Source organism: Paenibacillus sp. FSL k6-2145, assembly GCF_037976585.1.
In the GTDB taxonomy this organism is placed as follows: Bacteria; Bacillota; Bacilli; order Paenibacillales; family Paenibacillaceae; genus Paenibacillus.
Genome location: NZ_CP150267.1, coordinates 958,900 through 977,705 on the forward strand (window position 1 = coordinate 958,900; position 18,806 = coordinate 977,705).

Genomic DNA, 18,806 nt, shown 5'->3' on the forward strand with positions numbered 1-18,806 from the left:
ACATTAAAGACTTTACTTATCTATAATATACTTAATATAATCATACGTCAATCTTTATTAACGTCCAACTATCCTTACAATACAAAAAATCAATTTATATAAAATGAAAATAGCCCTACACATTGCATAAGCAACATGTAGGGCTATTCAATATACCGGCGAGAGGACTCGAACCTCCACGGTTTCCCACTCGATTTTGAGTCGAGCGCGTCTGCCATTCCGCCACGCCGGCATATGCTGGAGGCGCCACCCAGATTCGAACTGGGGATAAAGCTTTTGCAGAGCTGTGCCTTACCACTTGGCTATGGCGCCATATTTTGGAGCGGACGACGGGAATCGAACCCGCGACCCTCGCCTTGGCAAGGCGATGCTCTACCGCTGAGCCACGTCCGCATAATGGCTGGGGATATAGGATTTGAACCTATGCATGACGGAGTCAAAGTCCGTTGCCTTACCGCTTGGCTAATCCCCAATAAAAAATGAAAAAACAAAGGGGCGATCGAGGGGAATTGAACCCCCGAATGCCGGATCCACAAACCGGTGCGTTAACCACTTCGCCACGATCGCCACAAAAGGTTATTATCTAAAAAGTTAATTGGCAGGGGCAGCAGGAATTGAACCCACACCAACGGTTTTGGAGACCGTTGTTCTACCTTTAAACTATGCCCCTAAAAACTGGTGGAGGATGATGGATTCGAACCACCGAACCCGTACGGGAGCAGATTTACAGTCTGATGCGTTTGGCCACTTCGCTAATCCTCCAGGATTACATGGTGCCGGCGAGAGGACTTGAACCCCCAACCTACTGATTACAAGTCAGTTGCTCTACCAGTTGAGCTACACCGGCATATTAAATTGTTTTAAAAATGGTGGCTCGGGACGGAATCGAACCGCCGACACGAGGATTTTCAGTCCTCTGCTCTACCGACTGAGCTACCGAGCCATAATAAAGTCTAATCTTAATTCCTTACACTTTATATAGGGCATCAGTGCCATACAGCAGATGTAGTGAACAGTTTGCCTCATGTAAAGATTAAATGGCGGAACCGACGGGATTCGAACCCGCGATCTCCTGCGTGACAGGCAGGCATGTTAGGCCAACTACACCACGGTTCCAGATCACTTTCTCAAAGGAAAGTATAATTGCGGGGGCAGGATTTGAACCTGCGGCCTTCGGGTTATGAGCCCGACGAGCTACCGGGCTGCTCCACCCCGCGTCGTTATAAAGTTTATATGGTGGAGGCTGAGGGGATCGAACCCCCGACCCTCTGCTTGTAAGGCAGATGCTCTCCCAGCTGAGCTAAGCCTCCGAACAACACATTTATGATCATACCATAATCTTGTTGTAAAAATCAACTTCTTTTTTTGAAGTTATTATGACCCGTAGGGGATTCGAACCCCTGTTACCTCCGTGAAAGGGAGGTGTCTTAACCCCTTGACCAACGGGCCTTAATATTATGGCGGAGAGAGAGGGATTCGAACCCTCGAGACGCTTGTGACGCCTACACGATTTCCAATCGTGCTCCTTCGGCCAGCTCGGACACCTCTCCATATGGCTCCCCGAACAGGGCTCGAACCTGTGACAACTCGATTAACAGTCGAGTGCTCTACCAACTGAGCTATCAGGGAATGGTGGAGCCAAGCGGGATCGAACCGCTGACCTCCTGCTTGCAAGGCAGGCGCTCTCCCAGCTGAGCTATGGCCCCATACTCTGGTGTATTTCTTTGTTGTGGTCTTGCTATGGGCCCTGGTGGACTCGAACCACCGGCCTCACCCTTATCAGAGGTGCGCTCTAACCAACTGAGCTAAGGGCCCTTATCAATTTTCGAAAAAAAATACCCCAATGGGGTTTCGCTTGGCGGCGTCCTACTCTCCCAGGACCCTGCGGTCCAAGTACCATCGGCGCTAGAGGGCTTAACGGTCGTGTTCGGGATGGGTACGTGTGGAACCCCTCCGCCATCGCCACCAAACGCGTAGCTTACATTTCAGAGTGTTGTTCTCTGAAAACTAGATTCGAAACGAAACATGCGAATTACAACTTGCTATTGGATAAGCCCTCGACCGATTAGTACTGGTCAGCTCCATGCATTGCTGCACTTCCACCCCCAGCCTATCTACCTCGTCGTCTTCAAGGGGTCTTACATACTGGGAAATCTCATCTTGAGGGGGGCTTCACGCTTAGATGCTTTCAGCGTTTATCCCGTCCGTACATAGCTACCCAGCGGTGCTCCTGGCGGAACAACTGGTACACCAGCGGTACGTCCATCCCGGTCCTCTCGTACTAAGGACAGCTCCTCTCAAATTTCCTACGCCCACGACAGATAGGGACCGAACTGTCTCACGACGTTCTGAACCCAGCTCGCGTACCGCTTTAATGGGCGAACAGCCCAACCCTTGGGACCTACTTCAGCCCCAGGATGCGATGAGCCGACATCGAGGTGCCAAACCTCCCCGTCGATGTGGACTCTTGGGGGAGATAAGCCTGTTATCCCCAGGGTAGCTTTTATCCGTTGAGCGATGGCCCTTCCATGCGGTACCACCGGATCACTAAGCCCGACTTTCGTCCCTGCTCGACTTGTAGGTCTCGCAGTCAAGCTCCCTTATGCCTTTGCACTCTTCGAATGATTTCCAACCATTCTGAGGGAACCTTTGGGCGCCTCCGTTACTCTTTAGGAGGCGACCGCCCCAGTCAAACTGCCCACCTGACACTGTCCCCGCACCGGATTACGGTACCAGGTTAGAACCTAGATACGATCAGGGTGGTATCCCAACGTTGCCTCCACACAAGCTGGCGCTCATGTCTCTTAGGCTCCCACCTATCCTGTACAGATCGTACCCAAATTCAATATCAAGCTGCAGTAAAGCTCCATGGGGTCTTTCCGTCTTGTCGCGGGTAACCTGCATCTTCACAGGTATTAAAATTTCACCGGATCTCTCGTTGAGACAGCGCCCAAGTCGTTACGCCATTCGTGCGGGTCAGAATTTACCTGACAAGGAATTTCGCTACCTTAGGACCGTTATAGTTACGGCCGCCGTTTACTGGGGCTTCGGTTCACAGCTTCGGGATTACTCCCTAACCACTCCCCTTAACCTTCCAGCACCGGGCAGGCGTCAGCCCGTATACTTCGCCTTACGGCTTCGCACAGACCTGTGTTTTTGCTAAACAGTCGCTTGGGCCTTTTCACTGCGGCCCCCTCGTGCTATTCACACTACCGGGGCACCCCTTCTCCCGAAGTTACGGGGTCATTTTGCCGAGTTCCTTAACGAGAGTTCTTCCGCGCGCCTTAGAATACTCTTCTCGCCTACCTGTGTCGGTTTGCGGTACGGGCACCATCACCTGGCTAGAGGCTTTTCTTGGCAGTGTGAGATCATGACCTTCGCTACTACAATTTTCGCTCCCCATCACAGCTCAGCCTTACAATGTGCGGATTTGCCTACACATCAGCCTCACTGCTTAGACGGACATCCATCAGTCCGCGTCACTACCCTACTGCGTCCCCCCATTGCTCATAACGGCTTACGGTGGTACAGGAATTTCGACCTGTTGTCCTTCGACTACGCCTTTCGGCCTCGCCTTAGGTCCCGACTTACCCTGAGCGGACGAGCCTTCCTCAGGAACCCTTAGGCTTTCGGCGGATCAGATTCTCACTGATCTTTTCGTTACTCATACCGGCATTCTCACTTGTATAATGTCCAGCGCTCCTTACGGTACACCTTCAACCCTTATACAACGCTCCCCTACCCCTGATGCAAAGCATCAAGCCATAGCTTCGGTGGTGTGTTTAGCCCCGTTACATTTTCGGCGCAGAGTCACTCGACCAGTGAGCTATTACGCACTCTTTCAATGGTGGCTGCTTCTAAGCCAACATCCTGGTTGTCTGTGCAACTCCACATCCTTTCCCACTTAACACACACTTGGGGACCTTAGCTGATGGTCTGGGCTGTTTCCCTTTTGACAATGGATCTTAGCACTCACTGTCTGACTCCCGGAAGTAAGTCTATGGCATTCGGAGTTTGACTGAGCTTGGTAACCCTTGCGGGCCCCGCACCCAATCAGTGCTCTACCTCCACGACTCTGTTTTCCGAGGCTAGCCCTAAAGCTATTTCGGGGAGAACCAGCTATCTCCGAGTTCGATTGGAATTTCTCCGCTACCCCCACCTCATCCCCGCATTTTTCAACATGCGTGGGTTCGGGCCTCCAGTGCGTGTTACCGCACCTTCACCCTGGACAGGGGTAGATCACCCGGTTTCGGGTCTACGTCCACGTACTAAGTCGCCCTATTCAGACTCGCTTTCGCTGCGGCTCCGGCTCTTCACCTTAACCTTGCACGGGAACGTAACTCGCCGGTTCATTCTACAAAAGGCACGCCATCACCCCTAAAACGGGCTCTGACTTTTTGTAAGCACACGGTTTCAGGTTCTATTTCACTCCCCTTCCGGGGTGCTTTTCACCTTTCCCTCACGGTACTGCTTCACTATCGGTCGCTAGGAAGTATTTAGCCTTGGCAGATGGTCCTGCCGGATTCATACGGGGTTTCACGTGCCCCGCACTACTCGGGATCCGTCTCGGAGGGAACAGACTTTCAACTACAGGGCTTTTACCTTCTTTGGCGGGCCTTTCCAGACCTCTTCGCTTAACCGGTTCCTTTGTAACTCCATGTGAGACGTCCCACAACCCCAAAGAGCAAGCTCTCTGGTTTGGGCTTCTCCGCGTTCGCTCGCCGCTACTGACGGAATCACTATTGTTTTCTCTTCCTCAGGGTACTTAGATGTTTCAGTTCCCCTGGTATGCCTCTACATAACCTATGTATTCAGTTATGAGTAACTGGAAATTACCCCAGCTGGGTTTCCCCATTCGGACACCCCCGGATCAAAGCTTGCTTACAGCTCCCCGAGGCAGTTTCGTTGTTCGCCACGTCCTTCATCGGCTCCTAGCGCCTAGGCATCCTCCGTGTGCTCTTAGTAGCTTAACCTCGTGCTCCGGTTTCGACTGCTCGCTTCCCTTGTTTTGCTTGCGCAAAGCCAAAAGTCGCTCCCATTCGATACCATCGTACGTGCAATCTACCTTATAAAAACACTTCACTTGTTTACACAAGATCAGCTTAAAGGAATGTTCTAATTCGCGTTTGTTTCGTTTCGATATCTAGTTTTCAAAGAACAAGCTCCATGCAAAAGCAAGCTGTTTGAGAGTTTGAGCTCTCAAAACTGAGCAACGAGTGAGTAACTAGCCGACCTGGCTAGATTTTATATTTGAATGTTTCCGTTGCAGGAAACGATTCTCCATAGAAAGGAGGTGATCCAGCCGCACCTTCCGATACGGCTACCTTGTTACGACTTCACCCCAATCATCTATCCCACCTTCGGCGGCTGGCTCCTTGCGGTTACCCCACCGACTTCGGGTGTTATAAACTCTCGTGGTGTGACGGGCGGTGTGTACAAGACCCGGGAACGTATTCACCGCGGCATGCTGATCCGCGATTACTAGCAATTCCGACTTCATGCAGGCGAGTTGCAGCCTGCAATCCGAACTGAGACCGGCTTTGTTGGGATTGGCTCCATCTCGCGATTTCGCAGCCCGTTGTACCGGCCATTGTAGTACGTGTGTAGCCCAGGTCATAAGGGGCATGATGATTTGACGTCATCCCCACCTTCCTCCGGTTTGTCACCGGCAGTCTATCTAGAGTGCCCACCCGAAGTGCTGGCAACTAAATATAAGGGTTGCGCTCGTTGCGGGACTTAACCCAACATCTCACGACACGAGCTGACGACAACCATGCACCACCTGTCTTGAATGTTCCGAAGAAAAGGTACATCTCTGTACCGGTCATTCAGATGTCAAGACCTGGTAAGGTTCTTCGCGTTGCTTCGAATTAAACCACATACTCCACTGCTTGTGCGGGTCCCCGTCAATTCCTTTGAGTTTCAGTCTTGCGACCGTACTCCCCAGGCGGAGTGCTTAATGTGTTAACTTCGGCACCAAGGGTATCGAAACCCCTAACACCTAGCACTCATCGTTTACGGCGTGGACTACCAGGGTATCTAATCCTGTTTGCTCCCCACGCTTTCGCGCCTCAGCGTCAGTTACAGCCCAGAGAGTCGCCTTCGCCACTGGTGTTCCTCCACATATCTACGCATTTCACCGCTACACGTGGAATTCCACTCTCCTCTTCTGCACTCAAGTCACCCAGTTTCCAGTGCGATCCGGGGTTGAGCCCCGGGATTAAACACCAGACTTAAATGACCGCCTGCGCGCGCTTTACGCCCAATAATTCCGGACAACGCTTGCCCCCTACGTATTACCGCGGCTGCTGGCACGTAGTTAGCCGGGGCTTTCTTCTCAGGTACCGTCACCTTGAGAGCAGTTACTCTCCCAAGCGTTCTTCCCTGGCAACAGAGCTTTACGATCCGAAAACCTTCATCACTCACGCGGCATTGCTCCGTCAGGCTTTCGCCCATTGCGGAAGATTCCCTACTGCTGCCTCCCGTAGGAGTCTGGGCCGTGTCTCAGTCCCAGTGTGGCCGATCACCCTCTCAGGTCGGCTACGCATCGTCGCCTTGGTGAGCCGTTACCCCACCAACTAGCTAATGCGCCGCAGGCCCATCCCCAAGTGACAGATTGCTCCGTCTTTCCAGTTTCCTTCAGGCGAAGAAAACAATTATTTGGTATTAGCTACCGTTTCCGGTAGTTGTCCCAAACTTGAGGGCAGGTTGCCTACGTGTTACTCACCCGTCCGCCGCTAACTATCAGAGAAGCAAGCTTCTCATCAAGTCCGCTCGACTTGCATGTATTAGGCATGCCGCCAGCGTTCGTCCTGAGCCAGGATCAAACTCTCCAATAAAGTATTGAAAAGAGCGATAAGCTCATTTTGAATCTGACGAGATTAAAAATCTCAATTGTGCTCCAGTCGATTCAAGCCAAGGCTTGTTTCAAACTTTCGCGTTCATTCTGCAAACAGAATGTTTACTCACTCGTTGTTCAGTTTTCAAAGATCAAACACGATTTGTTTTACTACTTTTTTCGTCTCAACCAAGTTTCGGCGTCGACTTAAATAATGTAACACATTTCGTTTGTTTTCGTCAAGAACTTTTTTTAATTTCTTTTTGGAAGCTTTAGTTCTTCACTTTTCCTCTGAAGAATTTATCGTTTGTTGGCGATAATCTCGTTTGAGGAACGAAATATAATGTATCATATATCGTGAATGAGAGTCAACCTCTTTTTATAAATTATTAAACAAACAAAAAAGGAAGGTTTCCCCTCCCTTATGTGATCAATATAGCGTTAGGCTTCGGGAGGAGGTTATGCCTCAATCCAATACCGAATTTCCCTACCTTCTCCTTCGATCGATGGCCATCCTGCCGATTCTTTTACAATAGAACGAAAGACCAGCTTACGTATAACCAAAGGCAGATCTTCTCGAACAAATCTTAACTGCGGATGATGAACAAGTTCATTCATGCTCCACGGCTCCTTGCGACTTCTTAACACACGCAGCAGCAGTTCTGAGCATTCACTCATTTTGGACATTACGGAAAACTCACAGGCAAGCAGGACAAGCTCCACTCGCTGCTCCAGCGTCTCCGAGCTTACGGTAAGCTCTTGATATAGTTTCCATAAAGCGCGATCCAGATTCTGCACATGTGTCCAGACGGCATGATCCGGGTATATCCCCTGTTCAATCAATACAATTCTTGCCCAGTTCCCCAGAGCCTCTAATACATTGTAGTAGGCGTCTACAACATGACCTTCCTGAATATGACGTTTGGCCTCCACATACATTCTCAAGAAACTGGTGAATTCATGTAGCAGCTTCTGCTCACGCAATTCTGCCCCAAAGGCAGACAGTTCTTCTCGCAAATCACTTAGGGCGCTGTCCGCTTCCCAGATAATCTCACCTTCAATCAGACACTGGGTGAGATTATTATGATTCCCGGTAACTACACTACTCTTTAATTCATGACGGCTTGCATAGATCATCTGATAACGAAGATCACCATATCTGTAATGTCCAACCGCCGACTTCAATTGATCATCATTATGAACAACAAGTACTAATAATTCGAAATCTTGAATTAGGGAGCCGTGGAATCGCTCTCCCGGGTGGGAATAAGCGATAGCCCCAACTGCCCCTGTCTCTTCCGACTGTTCGGACAAAAAAGCAAGGTTCTTTAATTCCACGATTCCCTCCATACATTTCATGGCAGATAAGCGCCAAGTCAGTTATAATGTAATTCTACATCCAGACTGAAGTTTCCTTCTTTTCCAGGTCCAATACTACTCATACGATAGGAGCATTTTTCATGATTTTTAAATCAGCAAAAATTAATGCTTTTCGCACTTGGGGATTACTACTGACCATGCTAGGTATGGGCCTAATGATACTGGGAACAGCCGGGATTGTTTTCTGGGGACATGCAGGCAAGGTATTCGCAGCTGTAGGGCTCGTCATCGGACTGATTGCCATGATGGCCAGTCTAGCCATTTATTTCTGGGCGGGTATGCTCTCCACCAGCGCAGTACAAGTCGACTGTCCGGAATGCGGGAAGTTAACCAAAATGCTTGGCAAAACGGATCGTTGTATGTTCTGTCATACCATCCTCACCCTGGACCCCAATAAAGCCAACATGACCAGTCAACAACTGAAAGCGCCTTCTACACAAGCTCCCCCAACCGATGGTTAGCACGAAATGATCTCCAACCGCTAAATGTCTTTTCCCTTAATTTCATTGAAGAACAAAAAAAAGGCCCGGTATGTTTACCGGACCTTTTTTGGACTTGGCTTATAAGTGAGCCCTTGTTGCTGTTATCAATAGCTAAGATATGAAATTATGTTATAAATTCTACGACCAATAAAACGGTAGACTGCACGTATGATGGTACCAAAGGAGAAACTTTGAGCTTAGCGAAAATAAATTAAAGCAATCAGACACTCTGTTCTGAGTAAATTATTTCTGGTAACCAGCCTGCTTTAATACCTCCCATGCAGAGGCATTAGCAAAACTCCGATTCCATGCTGCTACTCCGCCCAGCTTCAACGAAGCAATCAAATCCACACGCGCCTGAAGGGACACGGCATCTTCGATCCATATTTTCTTGGTAGCTCCGTCTTCCTTATATTCCACATAGTTCTGTCCACTTGCCTGATCCAGTTCAGGTTTGAGTTTCTTCTCTTGGATCAGCTCCACAATGGTATTCATGCCCACCGCTTTGGAAGACACTTTAACCTCACCCTGATCATTCGTCTCTTCCGTCCATATCCGGGTATAGAGCGGAACCGCCATGATCAACTTGTTAGAAGGGACTTCATCCTCCTCAAGTATGCGTCTCATGGAAGCCTCGGTCCATGGCAGAGACGCTACCGAACCTGCTTTGGGACTGGCAGCCCAATGTTCATCATAAGCCATCACAATAACATAGTCTGCAAAAGAACCTAATGCACGGCGATCCAGAAAAGCGGACCACATCTCACTATTTGATTTTGGTGTTACATCGATCGATAACATCAATCCATGTATACGTGCCATCGCCTTGATCTCGCGCACAAACTGCGTAATATTCGGCCCGTCATCTGTATACACGTTCTCAAAGTCGATATTGATACCATCCAGTTGATACGTCTGTGCATACTCTAACATCTGCTCAATGATATGCGTGCGTGTCTCGTAAGAAGCTACGGCTTCTTTTGTAACGTCCGGATCAAAGCTGTTATCCATGAGTCCCCATACTTCCATACCCGAACGGTGAGCCCAGTTCACATAAGCTTGGTTTCCCTTGCTTTTCACAGTGCCCTGTCCATCCGTAATATGAAACCATGTGGGGCTGACCACGTTCACACCAGGCATTTTACCGATAGAGCCCACATCAGGCTGACGATTGTACACAGCTTCCCAAACCAGATTTACCGGTTTATTCTGCCACTTCTTCTCTGCTGCAGTCAGCGTATACTTGGGCAAGTCCACCTTCTTTTTCTCGGTGAGGACAATATAATCATTATCTACATATCCGGCATATCCATTATCGAGTTGAACAAAACTCTGTTTATCACCCGTCTGCCATACACGTACCCTTGCATCCTTTTCCATATCGGCAATGATTGGTGAGGATTCTCCCCCACGTTTATATAACGGTACCGTCTTGTCCGCTTTGGATGATAATGTATCAATCTCTGCATACTGAATCATGTCTCCTCCACGCATCAGCAGCACGGCACCTGTTACTGAATCTTCCTGTACGGTTATGCCATATACTTCTTTCAAAGGTTTGAGCGGAATATAGGCTTCTCCGTCCTTAACCTCAGGCTTAACTGTCATAGGATAATCTTTGTGGTTAAGTTCTGCTTGTGTGCTTCCATCTTTCATATGAAGGACTCGCTGAGGAGAGGCAATGATGATATCTCCCGATTCTGATTCATAACGTATGCCTGCATCAATCGCTTCTTGCAGCACATCTACAGGCAACTTGAGTTGATCTCCTGTACCCAGAGCGTCTCCATCCATCAGTTGCCCGTCTACAAAAATAGGCTGGCTTCTTCCTACCCAGTCGGGGTCTTCATGGGTCTGGTTCAACCATACATTTGTTATAAGCCAGTAAGCCCCCCCGGCGATCAGACAAGCCCCCAGAAAACCGGGCCAAAATGAACGTCGCTTCTGACGTGTATATCTGCTTTTTCTACCCAAACGTCTACCTCCGTTAATTATGCTGATCATAAGGATGTGCGCATAAGTTGTTATAAGATGAGCCTTTTGCATAAATGCTAAAAAAAAAACGTGAAGAATCCATACTGAATTCTGCACGTTAATATTGTAATTCAACTCTCTTAATCCCTGCAACTTTTGCAAACGCCGTATACTTCCAATCGGTGACCGTGTACTTCGAATCCTGTACTAGACTCCGCTTGAAGCTCTACACTTTTGAGTGAAGGATAGCTGAAGTCTTCAATCTTGCCGCATTGATCACAGATAACATGATAATGATCCGTCACATTGGCATCGAAGCGACTTGAATTATCTCCGTATGTCAATTCCCGGACCATGCCAGCTTCCAGAAACATCTTCAAATTATTATATACCGTTGCCACGCTCATACTGGGAAATTGGGGTTCAAGGGCTCGGTAAATTTCATCGGCTGTCGGATGCCCCATGGATTCCATCAGATAGTTCAATATGGCATGACGCTGGGGTGTAATACGGACACCGGTCGTTTTCAGATGCTCCAACGCATGTTGGACACGTGTTGCCATAAAACCCACCGCCTTACCTTTCATTCTCTGGTGAAGAGTAAGTTACTGTCTCCTCGCTCAGAGTTGATTCCCGGCCATTAAGAACGACAATCCATCTTTCATGCCGTGTAATCTTGCCAGTGTACATTTATTGTACGGCGATTACAAGTTTATTGTCAACGCGGCAGTCAAGGAACCTCTGTAGAATCCTCCTGGGAATTTGGTCCGTCCTCGGTAGTCTGTTCCAGATTCTCAGCCGTATCTTCAGAATCAGGTGTAACTGTTTCAGGCGTAGATACAGCCGGGTTGCTCTGAATGGTGAGATCACTGTTGCCTTCAATTTTCACCCTGTACTCGCCCTCACCGAGCTGGCCTTCTATGGTTTTATTCTGTACTTTGAACGGCAGATCCGTAATTAAATCTCCATAACTGCTGGAACCCGCAAGACTGTAGTCTCCACGATCAGGAAGTAATACGTTAATGGCTCCCACCGCACTGTACACATCCCAGTCCCCTCCGACTTTGGTAGATATGATGTTAATACTGCCATTAAGCGATTGGGCTTTGATTCCCAGATTGGCTCCATCCAGCGTAATATTGCCGTTGCGTGTCTCTGCGGTGAATTCACCAACGGAGTCCGCAATACTGATACTTCCCACTTGTGTAGTAAGATCTACATCGCCGGAAATACCGCGAGCCTTCATGTCGCCACGGTTACTGTCCAGATCCACATTACCGATGGCGTTGGCTACAATGACATCTCCGTTCAACGTTTTCCCTGAGATATCTCCAACAGCATTGGTAATCCGGATACGTCCGTTACCCGTTTCGGCCAGTATGGTACTAATGGCTTCCGGACGGTTTAATAATATGGCTCCATTGGAAGTTCGAATATCCAGATTAAAACGACGATCATCCGGGATCGTAATGGTAAGATTCATACGTGGCTGCGTTTTTTCATTGTCTCCATACGTCTTGCCTGTAGCCTTGATATAAATTACTTTTGTACCATCGGTCTCTACAAAAGAGGCTGCTGCAACGGCCTTTGCCTGTACTTCCGTCGTCTGATCTACCCAGATCACCGTCCGTACTTCAATCTCATCCGTATCTCCGCGTTGTACCGAGATATCTCCGTTGACACCTTCGACCACAAGATCCGACGTATCCATGCGAACAGGTACACGAATCGTGCCCTTATCCTCCATATATCCTGCCGCTTGACTGTAGTCCATGGATGCCGCTCCGAGATTTAGACTCACTCTATTCCATAAGTGCATGTAGTGATCCTGCTCGGTGACGATAAATACGGAAGCTGCCAAAATCAGTGAGGTTAGAATGCCTTTGGCATCGGGTCTGAAGCGTACTTTGATTTGCTCATCAGGATTGCTCGGGTTATCCGATTGCACCTTGTTTCTTCTGCGTGTCCACAGGAACAGCACAATATATTCAACACCTAAAACAACGAGCAAAAATGGCCACCAGTCCACCATCTCATATACATAGTCAGTTCCCCACCGTTTATCCAAAATCAACAGCACACCGACCGCTATGATTAAGGCGGCAGCCGTATAGCGGCCAACCCGGACTTTACGGTTCATCACGTTCCCTCCTTGTGTCGTTTCCACTACATTTTTTTCTTGTTCAACATAACCCAGAATTCACGACCAAACAAAAGCAAACCGCCTACGATCATGAGAACCGCAAATGAATATCCGCCGTACATGGCGAGAATCTCTTGAAACCAACGTGGTTTGCGGAAAAACAGCACCATCAAAGACCCTCCCACAATCAGAAGTAATCCAAACGATATGCCTCTCTCCCAGACCATCATTGCATCTCGTGTAGAACGTTCATTAGTTATCGGCTTGTCCGAAGTTGCCTGGGTCACTGCTCTACGTCTGCGCATCATGACCCAATCTGCAGATTGCAACACATCATATACATTGTAAAAGTAAATAACCGGGATACACAAAGCCAGTAAGATGAGCAATGGCACATTGATCTGTATTCCAATGGATGAGAAGTACAATACTGCTGACAGATCAAGCAAAACAAGCAGCATAAAGGTCAAACCTCTCATGTACAATCTCAGATAAATATGACCCAGACCAGGAATAATGGCACTCAGTAATCCCGCAATAAACTTGTGAGTCCGATTCCTGACCGGTTTGGCCTGGACTGAACGATTCTTTTTGTTCAATTGACGTCTCCGTTTCATAACATACTCCTCTCTTCTGATCTGACCTTCCGCTCTTCATGCATTTGGTTAGATAGTACCCTAAAGAGCAAGGAGAGTAACTGGAAGAAATATGGATATGACCAAAAACCCTCCGGCACTACTGGCCTGGGGAGGGTTGTAATTCATTTATTCGATCGACACCTTGGTAACGTGTTCCCACTGTCTTAACTTGGATACCAAGCCTACCGTTTGGAAATCATGCGGTACCTGAACATGTAACACAATCTCAATTTTACGTTCAACCGACACCATCTCTGCATAAGCCAGGTCTTGTTCATTCACAGTGATTTTACGTATTTTGATCTTTTCCTGCTCCATACATGAAGACAGTTGTTCGAGAAAACCGGGTTCTGACAAGGTATGAAGTGTAACAACATGCAGTTTATTCCCTCGTAAATACCTCAGCTCTAATTTGTTAAAGACCCAGAGATTAAGCAATACCAGAACGGTTGATACGATAGAGGCAAAAAAGAATCCCGCCCCTGCTGCGAGCCCAATGGCTGCAACAACCCAGATTGAAGCAGCTGTAGTCAGTCCGGTAATGGATTTTCCCGTGAAGAGAATTGTCCCTGCTCCCAAGAATCCGACACCAGTAATTACAGCAGTAGCCAGACGTGCTGGATCGATCCTTACATTTAATTCATTAGCAAAATCTTTAAAGCCATAAACAGACAACATCATAATCAGTGCAGAGCCAAGACATACCAGGATATGGGTACGCAAACCGGCAGCATGATTGGACCGTTCCCGCTCCAGGCCTACGAGCCCTCCAAGCAGCATAGCCAGCAATAATCGTAATAAAATGTGCCACTCATCAATGAACCAGGGATCGCCCAAAGTCGGTATTCCTCCTCAAGTTGTTAATATTATTAAAGTTTATTCTTGTGAAAAGTCGTTAATTCCACTCCAGGTGCAATCTGTGTGACCTCCACGGGATTAAAACCAAATTTGGTGTACAGATTCACTGCAGGTTGATTCAGCGTTCCTGTGGAGACGATATAACGTGGAAGATCCGCATGCTGTTCCAACACATACGTCATCAAAGATGCCGCAATTCCCTTGCGAAAGTGATCCGGGTGCACCATCATTCGTGTAATGGTCAGTGTATTCTCCTCTTCCTCTGCTACAGCAACAGCCCCGATAAGCTCTCCGTCATCATGGATACAACCATAAAAGCTCTCTCCACAATCCCGCAGTGTCTCCATCGTATCCATCAAAGGAGGAATCTCCTGAAATCCGATGATTTCGGCTTCCAATCGATAAGCTACATGTTGTAGTCTCCATAACTGTCCCAACATCTCCAGATCACTCAGTGACAATGGTTGAATGTTCATATCCGTTCCCCCGTCCGAAATACATTTGTATCTATCAATACCAAAAAGAGGCTGTCACAGGGACGAGCCTCTTTCTGTCCGGCCTCACCGGAAGGATTAGCGGTTCAGTACATCTGCAAGCAGTTGGTTGGCTAAAGCAGGATTCGCCTTGCCTTTACTTTCTTTCATAACCTGACCCACAAGGAAGCCAATGGCTTTTTGTTTACCAGCTTTATAGTCTTCCACGGATTGAGGGTTATTCGCTACAACCTGCTCAACGATGGCAAGAATGGCGCCTTCATCACTAATCTGCACAAGACCCTTCTCTTCAACGATCTGCTGTGGAAGCTTGCCGCTCTCCAGCATTTCCTTGAATACCGTTTTGGCGATTTTGCTGTTAATGGTGCCCTTCTCCAGCAGCCCGATCATCTCACCCAAACCCTGACCTGTCAGTGGGACCTGAGTCACCTCAAGATTGCTCGTATTCAGGTAACCCAGCAAGTCGCCCATGATCCAGTTGGATACGGATTTGGCATCCTGAGTGAATTTCAAGCTATCTTCGAAAAGATCAGCTATAGCCTTGGATGAAGTAATAACCTCTGCATCATAGCTAGGCAATCCGTAATCAGCCGTGTAACGAGCTTTACGTTCGTCTGGGAGCTCAGGTATGGTAGCCTTGATGCGCTCTTTCCAGGCTGCATCAATATGCAGCTTCACGAGATCGGGGTCCGGGAAATAACGGTAGTCATGCGCCTGTTCCTTACCACGCATCGACAGTGTTTTTCCTTGAGCTTCGTCCCAGCGACGTGTCTCCTGAACCACTTCACCGCCATCATCCAGAATTTCAGCCTGACGATATTGTTCATATTCGAGACCACGTTGAACACCACGGAAGGAGTTCATGTTTTTCAGCTCAGCTCTTGTTCCCAACTTCTCCTGTCCATGTGGACGCAAACTGATGTTGGCGTCACAACGCAGTGAACCTTCTTCCATCTTCACGTCCGATACATCACAGTACTGCATGATTGCACGCAATTTTTCAAGATACGCACGTGCTTCTTCCGGAGAAGAAATCTCAGGTTCGGATACAATCTCCACGAGTGGCGTACCAACACGGTTAAAGTCCACCAAAGACGCGTATCCGCCATCGATATGTGTAAGCTTCCCTGCATCTTCCTCCAAGTGAAGACGTGTGATGCCGATTCGTTTCGTTTCACCATTCACTTCGATATCAATCCAGCCGTTCTCACCGATTGGTTGATCGAATTGCGAGATCTGATAAGCTTTTGGTGAATCGGGGTAAAAGTAGTTTTTACGGTCAAACTTGCTGACATCAGCAATCGTACAATTCAGGGCCATCGCTGCCTTCATGGCATAGTCTACCGCCTGACGATTCAGTACTGGCAGTACGCCCGGATGTCCGAGACAGACCGGGCAGGTATGCGTGTTCGGCGGAGCTCCAAAAGCTGTGGAGCAGCCGCAGAAAATTTTGGAGTTGGTATGCAACTCCACGTGGACTTCAAGTCCAACGACCGTTTCATATTTAGATGCGGACATTTCTATATTCCTCCGTTCCGGGCAGTCTACAGCTGCGGACGCTGCTTGTGGAATTCTGTATTTTGTTCAAACGCATGCGCTACACGCAATACGGTTGTTTCATCAAAGGCTTTACCGATAATCTGCAGGCCAACAGGCAATCCATCCGAGAATCCACATGGAATACTAACGGCAGGTACACCAGCCAGATTGACTGGAATCGTTAGAATATCGTTCAAGTACATTGTAAGTGGATCATCCACCTGTGAACCCAGTTTGAACGCCGTAGTTGGTGCAGTTGGTCCGATAATCACATCATATTTGGCAAATACATTGTCGAAATCCTGTTTGATCAATGTACGTACCTTCTGTGCTTTCAGATAATAGGCATCATAGTAACCCGAGCTGAGTGCATACGTTCCGAGCATGATACGCCGTTTCACTTCGGGACCAAAGCCTTGACTGCGGGACTGATGATACAGATCCAGCAAGTTGTCCGGATTGTCTGCACGCACGCCATAACGTACACCATCAAATCGAGCCAGGTTTGAAGAAGCCTCTGAAGATGCCAGCAGGTAATACGTAGCCACCGCATATTCGGTATGCGGAAGGGATACTTCTTCCCATGTTGCCCCGAGTCCTTGAAGAACTTTCAATGCAGCCAGAACCGTTTCTTTCACTTGTGGATCGACGCCTTCACCGATGTATTCCTTCGGAACAGCAATACGAAGTCCTTTGACATCACCTGTCAGTCCGCTCAAATAATCCGGAATTTCTACTTTTGCAGATGTCGAATCTTTGGCGTCATAACCAGCAATGGCTTGCAATACATAAGCAGAATCTTCAACATTTTTCGTCAAAGGTCCAATCTGATCCAAGGATGATGCAAATGCAACCAATCCAAAGCGGGAAACAAGTCCGTACGTCGGCTTTAATCCAACAACACCGCAATATGAAGCAGGCTGTCTGATAGAACCACCTGTATCTGATCCAAGCGTGAAGTATGCTTCTCCCGCAGCCACAGCTGCTGCAGAACCACCACTGGAGCCTCCTGGAACACGATCAAGTGCCCATGGATTACGTACAGGGGAGAAACTTGAATTCTCATTGGAGCCGCCCATGGCAAATTCGTCCATGTTGAGTTTACCAATAGTTACGGTGTCCGCAGCTTTCAATTTCTCGACAACTGTCGCGTCATACACCGGGTCGAAATTACGAAGGAATTGGCTACCGCACGTCGTGCGCAGTCCGTTTGTAACGATGTTATCCTTAATACCTACAGGCAGACCAAAAAGCAAACCTTTCTCCTCGCCGCTAACCAGACGGTCATCCAGTTGACGTGCACGAGCGCGTGCTTGTTCTTCATCTAGTGCCAAATATGCCTTAACTTTATCATCATGCGCGCCAATGTTCTGATACGCCTGATCCACCAGATCGCTGACCGACAGCTCTTTGGCATGCAGCTTGTTATGTAACTCAGGCAACGATTGTTCAAATAAACTCACAGTTTTTGTCCTCCTTCCGGTTATCCGTTATTCCATTACAGCAGGCACTTTAAACTGCCCGTCTTCTTCTTCCGGTGCATTGCGCATCACCTGTTCAATCGACAGGCTTTCTTTGGTCTCATCTTCACGCATAACATTGCTTACGTGCAGAACGTGAGTGGTGGGTTCGATGTCTTCTGTATCCAGCTCATTCAGCTTTTCTGCATATTTTAAAATCGCGTTCAGCTGACCTGTCAGGGTCTGTTCTTCTTCAGCAGTCAAGTTGAGCCGGGCCAGCTTGGCCACATGCTGAACGTCATTATTCGAAATACTCATTAGCGGATGCCTCCTTCATTCGTTCTGATTCCCGAAACGACCTGAAACGAATCGCTCGTTTAACGGGCTAAAGTCTCAAGATAACTTTTTTCATTATAGGTGAGATAGTTCGACAATTCAATGCAAATGACCTGACAGGCTTCCGGGAAGCTAAAATCAAACTTATAAAATAAAAAAGAGCCGGCATCAGCCGACTCTTAAAATTCTAAATCCATGCACGCAGATTAACCTGCTTTATAAAATCCGCCTGTGACATAACATCGTTCGCGGTTTCCTCTTCCTCTTCCACAGCTTGAAAATCTCCGTTCATCAAATGATGAAACAGCTTCTCATTGTGTGTCGCAAGGGCGTAATCTATCAACGCTTCTCGCTCGACCCGCTCAGCTTCCTGCTTCAGCAGAACCTCTTCCAGATCGACGTCGCCGGATGGAACAAAAAAGTTCCGGTTCACCTGCGGCACTCGAAGCACGTAATCGAACGCATTGTCCGGATTCCGGTCATAAGCGATGATGAAACCATATTCCCCCACAGGAAGATTCTGCTCAAACGCATCCGCGACGATGACAACCTTCTCTCCTAATCGCAGCATCGTCTAACCTCCTGGTAGTCTATCATTAATATTTATTTGTATAGTCTACTAGAAAAGAATAACGATGTCTAGGAATACTAGAATTAAACAACA

At 48.1% G+C, this 18,806-nt stretch carries 12 protein-coding genes, 17 tRNA genes and 3 rRNA genes; 1 reads left to right on the top strand and 31 read right to left on the bottom strand.

Features of this window, described 5'->3' with window-relative positions; all coding sequences use genetic code 11:
• Nucleotides 1-153: 153 nt before the first annotated feature.
• The 21 genes from NZ043_RS04290 to NZ043_RS04390 form a co-directional block, all read right to left on the bottom strand.
• A tRNA-Leu gene (locus NZ043_RS04290) sits at nucleotides 154-232 on the bottom strand.
• A gap of 6 nt (nucleotides 233-238) precedes the next feature.
• Nucleotides 239-312, bottom strand: a tRNA-Cys gene (locus tag NZ043_RS04295).
• Nucleotides 313-318: 6 nt separating this feature from the next.
• A tRNA-Gly gene (locus tag NZ043_RS04300) sits at nucleotides 319-393 on the bottom strand.
• Between the two features lie 4 nt (nucleotides 394-397).
• Nucleotides 398-472: transfer RNA gene (locus tag NZ043_RS04305), tRNA-Gln, on the bottom strand.
• 22 nt (nucleotides 473-494) lie between these two features.
• Nucleotides 495-567, bottom strand: a tRNA-His gene (locus NZ043_RS04310).
• 29 nt (nucleotides 568-596) lie between these two features.
• Nucleotides 597-670, bottom strand: a tRNA-Trp gene (locus NZ043_RS04315).
• 6 nt (nucleotides 671-676) lie between these two features.
• Nucleotides 677-762: transfer RNA gene (locus NZ043_RS04320), tRNA-Tyr, on the bottom strand.
• 9 nt (nucleotides 763-771) lie between these two features.
• Nucleotides 772-847 (bottom strand) — tRNA-Thr (locus tag NZ043_RS04325).
• 20 nt (nucleotides 848-867) lie between these two features.
• Nucleotides 868-943 (bottom strand) — tRNA-Phe (locus NZ043_RS04330).
• Between the two features lie 95 nt (nucleotides 944-1,038).
• Nucleotides 1,039-1,116 (bottom strand) — tRNA-Asp (locus NZ043_RS04335).
• 27 nt (nucleotides 1,117-1,143) lie between these two features.
• A tRNA-Met gene (locus NZ043_RS04340) sits at nucleotides 1,144-1,217 on the bottom strand.
• A gap of 17 nt (nucleotides 1,218-1,234) precedes the next feature.
• Nucleotides 1,235-1,310 (bottom strand) — tRNA-Val (locus NZ043_RS04345).
• A 67-nt stretch (nucleotides 1,311-1,377) separates the two neighbouring features.
• Nucleotides 1,378-1,449, bottom strand: a tRNA-Glu gene (locus NZ043_RS04350).
• Nucleotides 1,450-1,458: 9 nt separating this feature from the next.
• Nucleotides 1,459-1,550, bottom strand: a tRNA-Ser gene (locus NZ043_RS04355).
• A gap of 3 nt (nucleotides 1,551-1,553) precedes the next feature.
• Nucleotides 1,554-1,629: transfer RNA gene (locus NZ043_RS04360), tRNA-Asn, on the bottom strand.
• A 1-nt stretch (nucleotide 1,630) separates the two neighbouring features.
• Nucleotides 1,631-1,706 (bottom strand) — tRNA-Ala (locus NZ043_RS04365).
• Between the two features lie 35 nt (nucleotides 1,707-1,741).
• Nucleotides 1,742-1,815: transfer RNA gene (locus NZ043_RS04370), tRNA-Ile, on the bottom strand.
• 38 nt (nucleotides 1,816-1,853) lie between these two features.
• A 5S ribosomal RNA gene (gene rrf / locus NZ043_RS04375) occupies nucleotides 1,854-1,970 on the bottom strand.
• A gap of 75 nt (nucleotides 1,971-2,045) precedes the next feature.
• Nucleotides 2,046-4,973, bottom strand: a 23S ribosomal RNA gene (locus NZ043_RS04380).
• A gap of 313 nt (nucleotides 4,974-5,286) precedes the next feature.
• Nucleotides 5,287-6,839: ribosomal RNA gene (locus NZ043_RS04385) — 16S ribosomal RNA — on the bottom strand.
• The 16S, 23S and 5S rRNA genes sit together here with 17 tRNA genes alongside, the layout of an rRNA operon.
• Before the next feature lie 458 nt (nucleotides 6,840-7,297).
• Nucleotides 7,298-8,176: a nucleotidyltransferase-like protein gene (locus tag NZ043_RS04390; RefSeq protein ID WP_289390363.1), complete on the bottom strand. Its 879-nt coding sequence runs from the start codon at nucleotides 8,174-8,176 to the stop codon at nucleotides 7,298-7,300.
• Between the two features lie 122 nt (nucleotides 8,177-8,298).
• Here NZ043_RS04390 and NZ043_RS04395 point away from each other — a divergent pair, with 122 nt between their 5' ends.
• Nucleotides 8,299-8,679: a DUF2614 family zinc ribbon-containing protein gene (locus NZ043_RS04395; protein ID WP_017692307.1), complete on the top strand. Its 381-nt coding sequence runs from the start codon at nucleotides 8,299-8,301 to the stop codon at nucleotides 8,677-8,679.
• A 264-nt stretch (nucleotides 8,680-8,943) separates the two neighbouring features.
• Here the strand turns inward: NZ043_RS04395 and NZ043_RS04400 are convergent, their stop codons facing one another.
• From NZ043_RS04400 to NZ043_RS04445, 10 genes are all read right to left on the bottom strand, one after another.
• Nucleotides 8,944-10,674, bottom strand: a complete 1,731-nt coding sequence (locus NZ043_RS04400) for a glycosyl hydrolase family 18 protein (RefSeq protein WP_083677479.1) — start codon at nucleotides 10,672-10,674, stop codon at nucleotides 8,944-8,946.
• A 140-nt stretch (nucleotides 10,675-10,814) separates the two neighbouring features.
• Nucleotides 10,815-11,237, bottom strand: coding sequence for a peroxide-responsive transcriptional repressor PerR (gene perR, locus NZ043_RS04405; protein ID WP_026081471.1), 423 nt, complete (start codon nucleotides 11,235-11,237; stop codon nucleotides 10,815-10,817).
• A 167-nt stretch (nucleotides 11,238-11,404) separates the two neighbouring features.
• On the bottom strand, nucleotides 11,405-12,814 hold the full coding sequence (locus NZ043_RS04410; protein WP_339310786.1) for a DUF4097 family beta strand repeat-containing protein: 1,410 nt from the start codon (nucleotides 12,812-12,814) through the stop codon (nucleotides 11,405-11,407).
• A gap of 26 nt (nucleotides 12,815-12,840) precedes the next feature.
• Nucleotides 12,841-13,434, bottom strand: a complete 594-nt coding sequence (locus NZ043_RS04415) for a hypothetical protein (RefSeq protein ID WP_339310788.1) — start codon at nucleotides 13,432-13,434, stop codon at nucleotides 12,841-12,843.
• 147 nt (nucleotides 13,435-13,581) lie between these two features.
• The gene (locus NZ043_RS04420) at nucleotides 13,582-14,292 is read right to left on the bottom strand and encodes an MgtC/SapB family protein (protein ID WP_017692302.1); all 711 of its coding nucleotides are present in this window, start codon (nucleotides 14,290-14,292) and stop codon (nucleotides 13,582-13,584) included.
• A gap of 32 nt (nucleotides 14,293-14,324) precedes the next feature.
• Entirely contained in the window at nucleotides 14,325-14,789 is a 465-nt protein-coding gene (locus tag NZ043_RS04425; RefSeq protein ID WP_210110131.1) for a GNAT family N-acetyltransferase, read from the bottom strand.
• 96 nt (nucleotides 14,790-14,885) lie between these two features.
• A complete protein-coding gene (gene gatB, locus NZ043_RS04430; RefSeq protein WP_062836483.1) occupies nucleotides 14,886-16,325 on the bottom strand; it encodes an Asp-tRNA(Asn)/Glu-tRNA(Gln) amidotransferase subunit GatB in 1,440 nt (479 codons plus the stop codon).
• Between the two features lie 26 nt (nucleotides 16,326-16,351).
• Nucleotides 16,352-17,809 carry an Asp-tRNA(Asn)/Glu-tRNA(Gln) amidotransferase subunit GatA gene (gene gatA, locus NZ043_RS04435; RefSeq protein WP_339310790.1) on the bottom strand — a complete coding sequence of 486 codons (1,458 nt, stop codon included), beginning with the start codon at nucleotides 17,807-17,809 and terminating at the stop codon, nucleotides 16,352-16,354.
• Nucleotides 17,810-17,836: 27 nt separating this feature from the next.
• Nucleotides 17,837-18,124, bottom strand: a complete 288-nt coding sequence (gene gatC, locus NZ043_RS04440) for an Asp-tRNA(Asn)/Glu-tRNA(Gln) amidotransferase subunit GatC (protein ID WP_036607033.1) — start codon at nucleotides 18,122-18,124, stop codon at nucleotides 17,837-17,839.
• Between the two features lie 205 nt (nucleotides 18,125-18,329).
• The gene (locus NZ043_RS04445; protein WP_024631336.1) at nucleotides 18,330-18,713 is read right to left on the bottom strand and encodes a hypothetical protein; all 384 of its coding nucleotides are present in this window, start codon (nucleotides 18,711-18,713) and stop codon (nucleotides 18,330-18,332) included.
• Between the last annotated feature and the right edge of the window lie 93 nt (nucleotides 18,714-18,806).